Here is a 13,536-nt window from a genome sequence, read left to right on the forward strand (position 1 = left end):
GGGGGGCTCCTCCGGCAGCTGTTCAACCACGTGAAGGACTGATTAGATGTGATGGAATCTTCACGGGGTTAAAAGGCTGACGTAAACTCCTCCGGCTCCCCCCTCTTCCCTCCCTGCTGCGAGCTCTCTCGCCAGGCTGGCAAGTGCCATCTCTCCGCCCTGACTTGGGGAGTAAATAAAAAGTACCGCCGGCGGCTTCGCTCCGCTGGCGGTACTTTTTTTGTTGCTGCTTAGCCTTGGGCAGGCTAAAGCAGGGAGGAACTGCTTGCAAGAGGTGCTGCGGGCTGCAGCACTACAATGGCCAATACCGCACCGCCTCCAGACTCCCTTTCAGGTTCGATGCAGCAGTATAACCGTAAAGACAAGACCTTCAACACAGCACTGCGACCCTGCTTTGCGGGGATAGATAAAGACCGCCAGCGGATGTATTTCCGCTGGCGGTCTTTGTTTAATGAATAAGAGCTGATTACTGACCGGATAAGTGCAGGGCGTATTAATCCTCGATCGTGGACAGGTCGCCTGTAGGGAGGTTCAGCTCCCAGGCTTTGAGGACGCGGCGCATGATTTTGCCGCTGCGGGTCTTCGGCAGCTTGTCTTTGAACTCGATCTCACGCGGGGCCGCGTGGGCGGACAGGCCTTCCTTCACGAAGCGCGAGATGTCGGCCTTAAGCTCGTCAGACGGCGTGTAGCCTTCGCGCAGGGCGATGAACGCTTTGATGATCTCGCCGCGCATCGGATCGGGCTTCCCGATGACACCGGCTTCGGCTACGGCCGGGTGCTCAACGAGCTTGCTCTCGACCTCGAACGGGCCTACGCGCTCGCCCGCGGTGTTGATGACGTCATCGATCCGTCCCTGGAACCAGAAATAGCCGTCTTCGTCCATATAAGCGGAGTCGCCCGAAATGTACCAGCCCTGAATCCGGAAGTACTCTTCGTACTTCGCCGGGTTCTTCCAGATCTTGCGCATCATGGACGGCCAAGGCGTCTTGATCGCCAGGTTGCCCATGCGGTACGGCGGGAGCACGTTGCCCGAATCGTCGATGATGGCCGCCTCGATACCCGGCAGCGGCTTACCCATCGAGCCGGGACGGATCGCCATGCACGGGTAGTTGCAGATGAGCTGGCCGCCGGTCTCCGTCATCCACCACGTATCGTGGATACGCTGGTTGTAGACCTTGAGCCCCCACCGGACAACTTCCGGATTGAGCGGCTCGCCTACGCTCAGCACGTGGCGGAGCGATCCCAGGTTGAACTGCTTCACGGCATCGTCGCCGGCGCCCATCAGCATCCGGAAGGCCGTCGGTGCGCTGTACCATACGGTTACGCCATAGCGCTCAATCGTCCGGTACCAGTCCTGCGGGGAAAAGCGGCCCCCCCGGATGACGTTCGTCGCCCCGTTCAGCCAAGGAGCGAAGATGCCGTACGATGTCCCCGTCACCCAGCCCGGGTCCGCCGTACACCAATACACGTCGTCTTCCTGCAGATCCAGCACGACACGGCCCGTATAGTAGTGCTGCAGCATCGCGTTATGCACATGGAAGACACCCTTCGGCTTGCCTGTCGAGCCCGACGTATAGTGGATGAGCAGGCCGTCCTCCCGGTCCAGCCATTCCAGCTCCAGCTCGTCGGAAGCACTCTCCATTTCCTTGCGGAAATCGACTTGGCCGGCCTCGAGCGTCAGGTCTTCGCCAACCAGGATCACATGCTTCAGATGAGGCAGCTGATCCACAGGGACACGGGACAGCTGCGACGGGGTCGTGACAATCGCGACCGCTTCGCTGTCCTCCAGCCGGTCGCGCACGGCCGTTTCCATGAACGCCTCGAACAGCGGACCGACCACCGCTCCGACTTTGATCGCCCCGAGCAGCGCAAAATAAAGCTCCGGCGTCCGGGGCATGAAGATGAAGACCCGGTCCCCTTTGCCGACACCCAGTCCCTTGAGCACGTTGCCGAATCGGTTCGACTGCTGCTTCATCTCGAGATATGTATATTGTTCATCGCGGCGGTCATCACTGTAGTACAGGGCGACTTTGTCCCGGCGGGACGATTCGGCATGCCGGTCGATCGCCTCGTAGGCCGCGTTCAGCTTTCCGGTCTGCGACCAGGAGAATGTCGCCTCTACGTCTTCCCAGCGGAAGCCCGCGCGTTCCTCTTCATAGTTCTTCATGTTGGATTGTGCCGTTACAGGTGCAATGCTTTCCACATTCGTCTGATCCATGCCGCAGCCCTCCATAACCATTCCATTTGTTTTTGAAACGCTTTCATTTCCACCACCCTTATTATACCATAAGCCTTTTTATTCGACTATTTTTTTGTTATGCTGGAAGGGTCAGTTCTGGAAGGGGGAAACGTTCTACCGGATGAATCACATCAAAATTTATCAGCAATCTTCGGTCCCATATCAGAACACGGAGCTGGTTCTCGAAGGTCCCGTACCTCCCGAGCAGCTGCGCAGGTATACGATGCACCCTGACCTTGATGCCTTCCGCAGGCCCAAGGAGCAGTTTGAAGCGCTGGTGGAGATCGCCGGCCTGCCTGAGGGGCGGATTATTCTCGCCCGGCATGAAGAAGTCATCGTCGGCTATGTTACCTTCCACTATCCTGATGAACTGGAACGCTGGTCCGAAGGCGGCATGCTGGATCTCATCGAGCTCGGCGCCATTGAAGTGGCCAATGCGTACCGGGGACTTGGGCTTGGTAAGAAGCTGATCCGCCTCGCGTTCGAAGACGGGCAGCTGGAGAATGTCATCACCTTTACGACCGAATACTATTGGCACTGGGATCTGGAGTCCAGCGGCCTGACCGTCTGGCAGTACCGCGACATGATGGAGAAGCTGATGAAGAGCGTCGATATGGTCTGGTTCGCCACGGATGACCCGGAGATCTGCTCCCACCCCGCCAACTGCCTGATGGTCCGTATCGGCAAAAACGTACCGCTGTCCTCCGTCGAGCTGTTCGACAGAGTCCGATTCCGGCAGCGGTTCATGTATTGATGGGGGCGCAGGAAGCCATGGAGCGACAAGCTTTGTTTATTTTTGACGAGAATGAAACCGCATACCGGTTCAGTGACGAGCATCCGTTCAACCAAAAGCGCCTGCTGCTGACCGTAGACCTGCTGCGCAGGGCCGGCGCCCTGCCGGCCTCCTGTCTAGAGCCGCCGATGCCGGTCGATCCCGAGAAGCTGTGCACCGTGCATGCCAAGGAGTACGTGGAAGCGGTAATCGCCCTGAGCCATCCGATGCCCGATGAAGCTTGGATGCGGCGGGCGGCCACCTACGGGCTGGACACCGAAGATACGCCTTTCTTCCATGGGATGCATGAGGCGACCTCGACGGTTGTCGGCGGTTCCGTCCAGGCGGTGGATGCCGTCATGACCGGCCGCACCCCGCATGCGCTCCATTTGGGCGGCGGCCTACATCATGCGCTGTCCGGCAAGGGAGCGGGCTTTTGCGTGTACAATGACGCATCCGTCGCGATCGAGCATGCCAAGTGCGAATACGGGGCGAGAGTCCTCTATATCGACACGGATGTGCATCACGGAGACGGGGTGCAGTGGAGCTTCTATACGGACCCTGATGTCTGTACGTTCTCGATCCACGAAACCGGCAAATACCTCTATCCGGGCACAGGAGCCGTTCAGGAACGCGGTGAGGACAGCGGCTTCGGGACGACGGTCAATGTGCCTGTGGAGCCTTATACGGAGGATGAATCGTGGCTGGAATGCTTCGGGGACGTGCTCGTGAAGGTCATCGACCAGTTCAAGCCGGACCTGATCGTATCCCAGCACGGCTGTGACGCCCATGCTTTCGATCCCCTCGCCCATGTACACTGCTCCATGGAGATCTACCGCGCGATGCCGGCACTGATTCACCGGCTGGCCCATGAGTACTGTGAGGGGCGCTGGGTCGCCCTCGGCGGCGGAGGGTATGACATTTGGCGCGTTGTTCCACGGGCCTGGAGTCTGCTCTGGCTGGAGATGACCGACCACCCGCTGCGGGATGCCCTCCAAGCGGATGCAGGCCTCCCGCTGCCCAAGGACTGGGTGACAGCATGGCAGCCGTTCAGCGAGGAGCCGCTGCCCCCGACCTGGCTCGACCCGGTGCATACCTGGACACCGATGCCCCGCCGGGCCGAGATCACGGCCAAGAACCGGCAGACCAAGGAGATCGCGATGCTGTATCTGAAGTAGCTCCCGGTTGCAGCCCTTCGCCTTTTGGATGATCCACACAGGGGATACTCTCTTCGCCGTGAACTTTCTGCACTTGGCTTGAACGCTCATAAGCCTGCCGTAAGCGCTCTCTTGAGCAGCCATTTCGAACATCACAATGCCGCACTCCGATCCCTCATCATCAGAATAAATTACACAGTAAAAAACCCGCAGCCCCATGGGCCGCGGGTTTTGTTGTGCGGTATTAGAATTCCAGCTTGCTCTCGATGAACGCTCTCAGCTCGCTGATCGGCATCCGCGTCTGCTCCATCGTATCCCGGTCGCGCACGGTCACTTGACCGTCGGTCTCAGACTCGAAGTCATACGTGATGCAGAACGGCGTACCGATCTCGTCATGACGGCGGTACCGCTTGCCGATCGAACCTGTCTCATCATAATCGACGAGGAAGTGCTTCGCGAGATCGGCGAACACCTTGTGAGCGCCCTCGGACAGCTTCTTCGACAGCGGGAAGATCGCCGCTTTGTACGGCGCCAGCGCCGGGTGGAAGTGCAGTACCGTCCGGCTGTCGTCGCCTTCGAGCTGCTGCTCTTCGTACGCATCGATCAGGAAGGCCAGGGTTACCCGGTCCGCACCCAGCGAAGGCTCGATGCAGTAAGGGACATAGCGCTCGCCCGTTTCCTGCTCAATGTAGTTAAAGTCTTCACCGGAGTGAGACATGTGCTGCTTCAGGTCATAGTCGGTACGGTCCGCAATGCCCCACAGCTCGCCCCAGCCGAACGGGAACTTGTACTCGATGTCCGTCGTCGCGTTGCTGTAGTGGGACAGCTCGTCCTCGTTGTGGTCGCGCAGACGGATGCTGTTCTCGCTGATGCCGAGCTTCAGCAGCCAGTCGCGGCAGAAGGCGCGCCAGTACTCGAACCACTGCAGGTCCTCGCCCGGCTTGCAGAAGAATTCAAGCTCCATCTGCTCGAACTCGCGCGTACGGAACGTGAAGTTCCCCGGCGTGATCTCGTTACGGAAGCTCTTGCCGATCTGGCCGATGCCGAAAGGCACCTTTTTGCGCATCGTGCGCTGCACGTTCTTGAAGTTGACGAAGATCCCCTGTGCGGTCTCCGGGCGCATGTAAACCACGTTCGCGCTCGACTCCGTTACACCCTGGAACGTCTTGAACATGAGGTTGAACTGGCGGATGTCCGTGTAGTCCATCGCGCCGCAGTCCGGACAAACGATCTTGTGCTCAGCGATCAGCTTCTCCATGTCGGCGAAGGTCATGCCGTCCACAATGATCTCGATGCCCTTCTCGCCGAGCGCATTCTCGATCAGCTTGTCGGCACGGTGGCGCACCTTGCACTGCTTGCAGTCGATCATCGGATCGTTGAAGTTGCCCACGTGGCCGGAAGCGACCCAAGCCTGCGGGTTCATCAGAATGGCAGCGTCGAGACCGACATTGTATGGGGATTCCTGGATGAATTTTTTCCACCAGGCGCGCTTGATGTTGTTCTTCAGCTCCACGCCGAGGGGACCGTAATCCCAGGTGTTGGCCAGGCCGCCGTAAATCTCGGAGCCCGGGAAGACGAACCCGCGGTGTTTGGCAAGAGCCGTAATTTGATCCATGGTTACTGACATGATTGGCAACTCTCCTTCTGGTTATGTAACTGCAGTTCCTCTACTACTGGAGCCGCTGGAGCATTCCGTCGATAATGCGGAACGAATTCTCGGACGCCTGCTGCGTAAACTCGGCAAAATTCACATGCGCCGATCCATCCGCCTTGTCCGACATGGAGCGGATGATCACGAACGGGATGCCGTTCATCGAGCAGGCCTGGGCCACTGCCGCGCCTTCCATCTCCGTACACGCGCCGCTGAGCTCCGTGTAGAGCTGGCTGACGGTCTCCCGGCTCGAGATGAACTGGTCTCCGGAGAGCACGCGGCCTTCCTTGACCCGTGCGCCGAACAGTTCGGCGCTCACTTCCGCCGCCAGCTTCCGGAGCTTCTCATCGGCAGCGAACAGCGATGTCGCTTCATAAGGAATCGTGCCCCGCGGGAAGCCCAGCGCCGTCACGTCCATATCGTGCTGGAGGCATTCCGTCGATACGACGATGTCTCCCACATCGAGCCCCGGATCGACCGCCCCGGCCACACCGGTGAACAGCACCGCTTCCACGCCGAACGTATCGATCAGGATCTGTGTCGTTACAGCCGCGTTCACCTTGCCTACCCCCGACTTGCAGAGCACGATGGAGCGGTCATGAAATGTTCCTTCGTAGAAGGTGATGCCGGCTTTGACCGTCTGCGTCACGCCCTTCATGCCTTCGTGAAACAGCTCGATCTCTTCTTTCATGGCGCCGATGACGCCGATTGTACCGTATGTCAAAATCGTCTCCCCCTCACCCGAACCGCACTATAATTACCAGATATTGGCTTACAAAACTGCGGAAACCCGCCCCTTACGACGCGCCCTGTCAGTACCTGCGCACTTTGACAAAAAGAAGTGGCTCACTAGGAACGTTGAGCCACCGAGTTTCTATGAATGACTTCATGCGGCAGAATGACCTGGGTCAGTTCGGAAGCGTCTTTCGTTTCCTTGTTCATCAGCTTCGTCAGCAGACGCATCGCCACCGCTCCGATATCATACATCGGCTGGGCTACGGTCGTCAGCTGCGGACGCACCATGGAGGCCATACGGATATTGTCAACAGAAATGACGGACATCTCCTCCGGTACGCGCAGACCCGAATCCTGCAGGCTATGTATAGCGCCGATCGCCATCTCGTCGGTTGCGGCAAAAATCGCCGTCGGACGCTCGTCCAGCTCAAGGAAATGCTTGGTCACATCCATGCCGGATTCATACCGGTAGTTACCGATTCGCACGTAATCCTCGTCGATCGGAATGTTCGCGGCTTCAAGCGCTTTCCGGTAACCCTGGTAGCGTGCATATCCGTTCGCTGGATCCTGCAGCGTGCCCGAGATCATCGCGATCTTCGTATGCCCGCTCTGCAGCAGCACGTTGACCGCATCGAAAGCCGCCTTCTCATGGTCAATATCGACCGAAGGAATCACACGCTGTTCATCCGCCGTCGCGCAAAGCACCACCGGTACCGAAGACGTCTTGAACGCTTGAATGTGATCTTCCGTTACGGCGCCGCCCATGAACAGAAGTCCGTCCACCTGCTTCTCGAGCAGCGTATTGATGACCCGGATTTCCTTTTCCTTCTTCTTATCCGCGTTGCACAAGATAATATTGTAGTGATACATGTTAGCGATATCTTCGATCCCACGGGCAACTTCGGAGAATATGGAGTTGGAGATATCAGGAATGACCACGCCGACGGTTGTCGTCTTCTTGCTGGCCAGGCCTCTCGCTACAGCATTCGGACGGTAGCCCAAACGCTCGATCGCTTCGAACACTTTCTTGCGCGTCTGTGGCTTCACGTTCGGATTGTTGTTGACAACCCGAGATACGGTTGCCATGGAAACGCCTGCTTCTCTGGCTACATCATAAATTGTCACAGTCACGGCCATTCTCTCCAATGTTTAAAATGTATAAAGCGATCATGTCATTTAGCCTTATCATACGACAAATTGCTCAGGTACGCAATGAATATAAGGCTAGTCCTATGTATATAGTATCAAATCCATCCCAAAAAAGCCAACTGCTCCGGTTCCCGGCTCTGAGCCCCGAACCCGGACTGGATAAACGGCTGAGGCGTCCTTTGCTAAGAACGATGCGCGTTTATAAGAAATATAAGAGTACAGAGCCGAAGCGCTGCTGAGATATATGCTCTTATATTTTAAAATAAACATACCGTCCCAAAGCCCTGCTCCGTCCCAGTACTGCGGACGGCAGCACGGGGCTGCATGAGACGGTACGTAGGTGCTGCAAGCAGGCGGGCACCCCCGAAGACAAGAACCCGCCTGCGGGACGGCGTTCTTCGGGTTAGGTCAAATCCTGTACGGCCAGCGACGCCCTCTGACGTCCTGCGCCCAGGCTTCGTCCCCGAGGGACTGCGCCAGCAGCAGAAGATCCAGCAGCTCATTGATCCGCTCCCGGATGATCGACTCCACCGGGTCGGACGCCCGGTTCTTCTCGGTCACCTTCACCATCAGGTGGGCCACTTCGCTGATCTCATCGAAGTGCACCTGCTGTTTGCCGGGCTTGCCGCCCAGTGACCCGATCAGACCCGTAAGCTCGGGCTTGATCTCCGCGAACACTTCGTTGCGGCTGCAGGACTCGCAGGAGAAGATCGGCACGTTCTCGATCTCCACCTTGTTTTGATACATAACAGTTCGAAGCCGGATGTTCATTTGATTTCCGCATTTACAAAGCTTCTGCAACGATACCACTCCTTTTTGAGACAAAAGCAGACCTGAGGCAAGCCTCCCGCACCGCATCACATGGGGCTTTGGGCTTGCCGGAAATTACAGATCCCGGAGACGTGCTGAGCGTGCTTGTACGGTCTGTAATTTTCACATAGGTAGAATTATTCTACCTGTCCGCCTCTTTCTCCTGCCGGAGGGACGTTAGTAATATTTAGCATCCACCGCTCTGGCGTATAACCTCCGCAGGGGAGGGATATGCAGCAGCGCCATACCGACGGCCGCTCCGATCACATCGTTGCGGAGGTCCATCAGGGACACCGAGCGGCGCGGTACGAAGGACTGGTGGTACTCGTCGGTAATCCCGTACAGGAAGCAGAGCAGGACAATCCCGAGCATAACCGCCAAGGTAAGACGCTTGGGGCGGAAGGCCCAGACGAACGTCCAGCTAAGCACCAGGTACGAGATGAAGTGGCCGAAATCAAAGCTCTGCAGCGCCGGCAGCCAGCGGTGCAGCACATCAAGCCAGCCGTCCAGATCGTCCCCCGTTTTGGAGGAAAAATAATAGATGACGGCCATCCATAGAACGGCCGGCACCCAGCGGATCGCTAGGATCATCGATTACGGTACGCGGCGAGCACGTCAACGAACGCCTTGCTGAACGCAGGCAGGGTCCGGCGGGCGGCGGCCCGACACGATGTTCCGGTCGACCACGACCTCCTCGTCCACCCAGATCGCTCCCGCATTCTCGAGATCGTCCTTGATACCCGGCGTGGAAGTCATCGTATAGCCCTGGCAGATCTTCGCGGAGGCGAGCACCCAGCCGGCATGGCAGATATGCGCGATCGGCTTCTGCGCCTCGTGGAATTCCCGCGTCAGGCGCAGGACGGAAGCATAGCGGCGGAGCTTGTCCGGCGCCCATCCGCCCGGGACATACAGGCCGATGTAATCCTCCGATTTCACTTCATCGATCGCATACTCGGTCGTCAGCGGCACCCCGTATTTGCCGTGATAAACCGTCCCGCTCTTCGGTCCGGCCAGGTGCACTTCCGCACCTGCCTCGCGCAGGCGCATCACAGGATACCACATCTCCAGATCTTCAAATTCCTCATCGACAAATGCAAGTACGCGTGTGCCTTTCAATTCCATGGTTCCCCACTCCTTCTATCGTTATGAATGTGCAGCAAGTTCTTTCAGCAGTACTCGCCGGCCGGATACGGCGGCGGGACGGGGGCCTTCGGTTCTTCCTTCTGCCCTTCCCCCGCGCCCTTGAAGGACGGCGCAGAGCCCGGAGCCCCGGAATCCGGCGCTTGTGCTGCGTTCCCCGCAGCGGACGGCCCGCTGTCCGTCTCCGCCTCTTCCCCGGCAAGCCCGGATTTCATGTACCGGCCCAGCACCTCCGTCACGGCGGCGCTGCTCGGACATGGCGCAAGCTCCCGCCAGATCTGGGGCCCGTCGCTGCCGCGGCTCTGCAGCAGCGAATTCTTCACCTTCAGGATCGACTGGACCGACATGCTCAGCTCGGTGATGCCGAGCGCCAGCCAGATCGGCAGTGCCCGGATGTCCCCGGCCAGCTCGCCGCAGACGCTGACATGCGTGCCGTGCAGCCGCGCATTGTCGGCCGTCAACTTCAACATACGCAGCACTGCCGGATGAAACGGATCGTAGAGATGCGCCACCTGCTCGTTCATCCGGTCCACAGCCAGCACGTATTGAACGAGATCGTTGGTGCCGATACTGAAGAAGTCCACTTCCTGGGCGAGCAGCTCCGAGATCATGACGGCGGCGGGCAGCTCGATCATGATGCCGACCTCAATGTCCGGCCGATACGGAAGGCCCTCCTGGTCGAGCTCCCGCTTCGCTTCGTCCAGGACGAGATTGGCGCGGCGCAGTTCGTCCAGGGACGAAATCATCGGATACATGATTTTGATCCGGCCGTAGTGGCTTGCCCGCAGAATGGCACGCAGCTGCGTCTTGAACAGATCGGTGCGGTCGAGCGAGATGCGGATCGCCCGGTAGCCGAGTGACGGGTTCTCCTCCTCCGGCAGCGCCAGGTAGTCGAGATTCTTGTCGCCGCCGACATCGAGTGTCCGGATCACGACCGGCCGGCCGTTCAGGCGCTCCGCCACCTCGCGGTAGACCGCATACTGCTCTTCCTCGAGCGGGAAGGTGCTGCGGTCCATATACAGGAACTCCGTGCGGAAAAGCCCCACGCCCGAAGCGTTGCTGCCCATGACGTGCGCAAGCTCCTTCACCGACGAAATGTTCGCCGCGAGGTTCACCTGCACCCCGTCCCGGGTACGGCTCGGCAGGTGGGCCAGCTTCTGCAGGCTCTCCTGCATCGCATTCCAGTTCGCCTTCCGGGCTTTGTACCGCTCGACGACAGGCTCGCCCGGATTCACATACACAATGCCCTCATCCCCGTCGATGATCAGGTAATCCCCGGTCTGGATCGGGGAAGCCAGCTTGCCCTCCAGGCCGAGGACATAAGGCACCCCCATCGCCCTCGCCATGATGGCCACGTGGGAAGTCTTGCCTCCGAGCATCGTGACCACGCCGAGCGCCTGGTTGACATCCAGGTGCACCATCTGCGAAGGCTGCAGCTCCTTGGCCACGAGCACATACGGCTGATCCTTCGGCGGCAGCGTCTCCTCCAGCGCGCCGAGCAGATGCTTCAGCAGGCGGTTGCCGACGTCCTTGATGTCGAGCGCCCTTTCCTTCATATACGTATCGTCGAGAAGATCGAACATGTTCACGAACTTCTCGATCGCTTCCTTGACGGCCACCTCGGCCGCTTTATACTGTCTCTGCATGATGCCCTGCACCTCGCTCATGAAGATGGGATCTTCAAGAATCGCAAGATGGGCGTCGAAGATCTGGGTCTGCTCCTCGCCAAGCACGCTGACGAATTCCTGCTTGATCTGTTCGATCTCGCTCTTCGAATGGCGGATGCCGTCGTAGAGCCTCTCGAATTCATAGGCAAGATCCGTCACGTCAATCAGCTTATCGGGGAAGTCCCACTCCCAGGTCGGAATGACGAAGGCTTTGCCCATCGCGATGCCCGGTGATGCTCCGATTCCTTCAACCATGCGCTTTCCCTCCCCCTGCCTCGGCGTTCTTCAGCACGACAGACATCACGGAAGCCTGTCCTTTTTTGACGGCCTTGAACGGAGCGAAGCTCCAGGACTTGACCGCTTCCACGTTCGTGATCAGCATCGGCGTGGCAAGCGACTTGCAGTTGTTCTTGACCTTCTGAAGATTGAATCGAATAAGCAGCTGTCCCGCCTCCACCTGGTCGCCTTCTTTCACATGGGACGTAAAATATTTGCCCTGCAGGCCGGCCGTATCGATCCCGATATGCAGCAGCACCTGCAGCCCCTGCTCCGTCTCGATCCCGAGCGCGTGCAGCGTCGGATACAAGTGCATGATCCGGCCCGAAACCGGAGCCACCAGCTCGCCTTTCTCGGGAAGGAACGCGACGCCGTTGCCCACAAGCTTCCCGGCGAAGATCTTATCCGGCACCTCTTCTAGTGGAATCATACGTCCCTGCATCGGAGATGAGAACATCACCTGCTGAATATCTTTGCCGCGCGCCTTGATGATCTCCTCGCGGATGAGCTCCGAGTAGGTCCCGAACACGACCTGCACGTTGCCTCCGCCGAGCCGGATGACGCCCGCCGCCCCCAGGTGCTTCAGCGCAGCGATGTCCATCTGGCGGTCGTTCACCAGCGTAAGACGCAGGCGGGTGATGCACGCTTCGATGTTCTTGATGTTCTCCTTGCCTCCCAGCGCCTGAAGAATCAGCGGAGAGCGGTACGGAATATCCCCGGCCCACTCTTCCAGCTGGGAGCCTTCCTCGCGCCCCGGCGTCGGCAGCCGGAAGCGGCGGATCGCCCACCGGAACAGGCCGTAATACACAAGCCCGTAGGCTAGGCCGATCGGCAGCAGCAGCAGCCCGTTCTTCGCCAGGTGCAGGTTGATCAGGTAGTCGATCGCCCCGGCCGAGTAGGAGAACCCATGGTGAATGTCAAGCGCATACGCAATCCACATGGCCAGCCCCGACAGCAGGGCATGAACGACGAAAAGGTACGGCGCAACGAACAGGAATGCGAACTCGATCGGCTCCGTCACACCGGTCAGGAAACAGGCGAAGGCCGCCGTCAGGAAGGTCGTCCGGATCTTCGGCTTGAGGTCCTCCCTCGCCTCCTGAATGATCGCCAGCGCAATGGCCGGCAGAGCGAACATCATGATCGGGTACAGCCCGGCCATATAGATCCCCGCCGACGGGTCGCCGGCGAAGAAGCGCGGCAGATCGCCGAAGACCGGCACGCCCTGCGGCTCATAAGCCCCCAGCTGGAACCAGAAGAAATTATTGAATACATGATGAAGTCCCGAGGGTACGAGCAGCCTGTGAATAATGCCGTAGAGGAACGTACCGAAACCGCCCAGTCCGAGAATAAAATCGGTCAGCGCCTGCATCCCGTTCTCGAGCAGCGGACCGATCTCCAGCGTGAGCAGAACGAGCAGGAAGATCGCCAGGCCCATAAACAGCGGAACCAGCCGCGGCCCGCCGAAAAATTGAATCGATTCCGGCAGCTGAATATGCTTCACCCGGTGATAAATGACGGCGGCGATCAGGCCGATCAGAATGCCGCCCGGCACCCCGAGCTGGAACGACTCGCCGAGATAGCGCTGCAGCGATTCGGAGAACATATAGTGGCCGATGAGGGCCGACATGCCGGCAATGCCCGCGCTTTCCGTCAAGCCCAGCGCGACACCCACCGCAAAGATCAGCGGCAAATACGTAAAAATGCTGCCGCCCAGCAGCAGCAGAATCTCACCGATCCGGGGCAGTCCGGCCTCTTGCCAAGGCAGCGTTCCCAGACGCAGCAAAATCGCCGCCACGGGCAGCGTAATGGTCGGCAGCATGAGCGACCGGCCAAGCTGCTGCAAATTCCCCATCCAGTTCAAACAGGCCGTTCCCCCTTTCCTATTACGATGGTAAGGCCCCGCGCCTTTTTTGTCAAACCGTTGTATGCGCTTGAATGAT

Annotated in this window: 10 protein-coding genes and 1 pseudogene; 2 read left to right on the plus strand and 9 right to left on the minus strand. The window is 58.9% G+C overall.

Going from position 1 to position 13,536, the window contains the following annotated elements; all coding sequences use genetic code 11:
* Nucleotides 1-493: 493 nt before the first annotated feature.
* Nucleotides 494-2,218, minus strand: coding sequence for an acetate--CoA ligase (acsA, locus tag PM3016_RS25890; RefSeq protein ID WP_013917603.1), 1,725 nt, complete (start codon nt 2,216-2,218; stop codon nt 494-496).
* Between the two features lie 142 nt (nt 2,219-2,360).
* On the opposite strand from acsA, the gene PM3016_RS25895 reads away from it, so the two are divergent.
* Both PM3016_RS25895 and PM3016_RS25900 read left to right on the plus strand, forming a co-directional pair.
* Entirely contained in the window at nt 2,361-2,993 is a 633-nt protein-coding gene (locus PM3016_RS25895; protein WP_014371492.1) for a GNAT family N-acetyltransferase, read from the plus strand.
* Complete coding sequence (locus PM3016_RS25900) at nt 2,993-4,189, plus strand: acetoin utilization protein AcuC (RefSeq protein WP_014371493.1); 1,197 nt, start codon at nt 2,993-2,995, stop codon at nt 4,187-4,189. The genes PM3016_RS25895 and PM3016_RS25900 overlap by 1 nt, the downstream gene beginning before the upstream one ends.
* A 223-nt stretch (nt 4,190-4,412) precedes the next feature.
* Here the strand turns inward: PM3016_RS25900 and PM3016_RS25905 are convergent, their stop codons facing one another.
* The 8 genes and pseudogenes from PM3016_RS25905 to PM3016_RS25940 all read right to left on the minus strand — a co-directional run bounded on the left by PM3016_RS25905 (nt 4,413) and on the right by PM3016_RS25940 (nt 13,457).
* Nucleotides 4,413-5,795 (minus strand): glycine--tRNA ligase, encoded by a 1,383-nt coding sequence (locus PM3016_RS25905; RefSeq protein ID WP_013917606.1) that lies wholly within the window; start codon nt 5,793-5,795, stop codon nt 4,413-4,415.
* 43 nt (nt 5,796-5,838) lie between these two features.
* Entirely contained in the window at nt 5,839-6,543 is a 705-nt protein-coding gene (locus PM3016_RS25910) for a 5'-methylthioadenosine/adenosylhomocysteine nucleosidase (RefSeq protein ID WP_013917607.1), read from the minus strand.
* 125 nt (nt 6,544-6,668) lie between these two features.
* The gene (ccpA, locus tag PM3016_RS25915; RefSeq protein WP_016362873.1) at nt 6,669-7,691 is read right to left on the minus strand and encodes a catabolite control protein A; all 1,023 of its coding nucleotides are present in this window, start codon (nt 7,689-7,691) and stop codon (nt 6,669-6,671) included.
* 420 nt (nt 7,692-8,111) lie between these two features.
* Complete coding sequence (locus tag PM3016_RS25920) at nt 8,112-8,504, minus strand: hypothetical protein (RefSeq protein ID WP_014371494.1); 393 nt, start codon at nt 8,502-8,504, stop codon at nt 8,112-8,114.
* A 186-nt stretch (nt 8,505-8,690) separates the two neighbouring features.
* Nucleotides 8,691-9,104 carry a VanZ family protein gene (locus PM3016_RS25925; RefSeq protein ID WP_013917610.1) on the minus strand — a complete coding sequence of 138 codons (414 nt, stop codon included), beginning with the start codon at nt 9,102-9,104 and terminating at the stop codon, nt 8,691-8,693.
* Nucleotides 9,101-9,635, minus strand: a pseudogene (locus tag PM3016_RS25930) (type 1 glutamine amidotransferase domain-containing protein). The gene PM3016_RS25925 and the pseudogene PM3016_RS25930 overlap by 4 nt, the downstream one beginning before the upstream one ends.
* 44 nt (nt 9,636-9,679) lie before the next feature.
* On the minus strand, nt 9,680-11,575 hold the full coding sequence (gene ptsP, locus PM3016_RS25935) for a phosphoenolpyruvate--protein phosphotransferase (protein ID WP_013917612.1): 1,896 nt from the start codon (nt 11,573-11,575) through the stop codon (nt 9,680-9,682).
* Nucleotides 11,568-13,457 (minus strand): glucose PTS transporter subunit IIA, encoded by a 1,890-nt coding sequence (locus PM3016_RS25940; protein WP_013917613.1) that lies wholly within the window; start codon nt 13,455-13,457, stop codon nt 11,568-11,570. The genes ptsP and PM3016_RS25940 overlap by 8 nt, the downstream gene beginning before the upstream one ends.
* Nucleotides 13,458-13,536: the final 79 nt, after the last annotated feature.

The organism is Paenibacillus mucilaginosus 3016 (assembly GCF_000250655.1).
In the GTDB taxonomy this organism is placed as follows: domain Bacteria; phylum Bacillota; class Bacilli; order Paenibacillales; family NBRC-103111; genus Paenibacillus_G; species Paenibacillus_G mucilaginosus.

Coding starts and splice junctions, on each gene's coding strand:
- acsA (WP_013917603.1), bottom strand. CDS start 2,218: ATGGATCAGACGAATGTGGAAAGCATTGCACCTGTAACGGCACAATCC.
- PM3016_RS25895 (WP_014371492.1), top strand. CDS start 2,361: ATGAATCACATCAAAATTTATCAGCAATCTTCGGTCCCATATCAGAAC.
- PM3016_RS25900 (WP_014371493.1), top strand. CDS start 2,993: ATGGGGGCGCAGGAAGCCATGGAGCGACAAGCTTTGTTTATTTTTGAC.
- PM3016_RS25905 (WP_013917606.1), bottom strand. CDS start 5,795: ATGTCAGTAACCATGGATCAAATTACGGCTCTTGCCAAACACCGCGGG.
- ccpA (WP_016362873.1), bottom strand. CDS start 7,691: ATGGCCGTGACTGTGACAATTTATGATGTAGCCAGAGAAGCAGGCGTT.
- PM3016_RS25925 (WP_013917610.1), bottom strand. CDS start 9,104: ATGATCCTAGCGATCCGCTGGGTGCCGGCCGTTCTATGGATGGCCGTC.
- ptsP (WP_013917612.1), bottom strand. CDS start 11,575: ATGGTTGAAGGAATCGGAGCATCACCGGGCATCGCGATGGGCAAAGCC.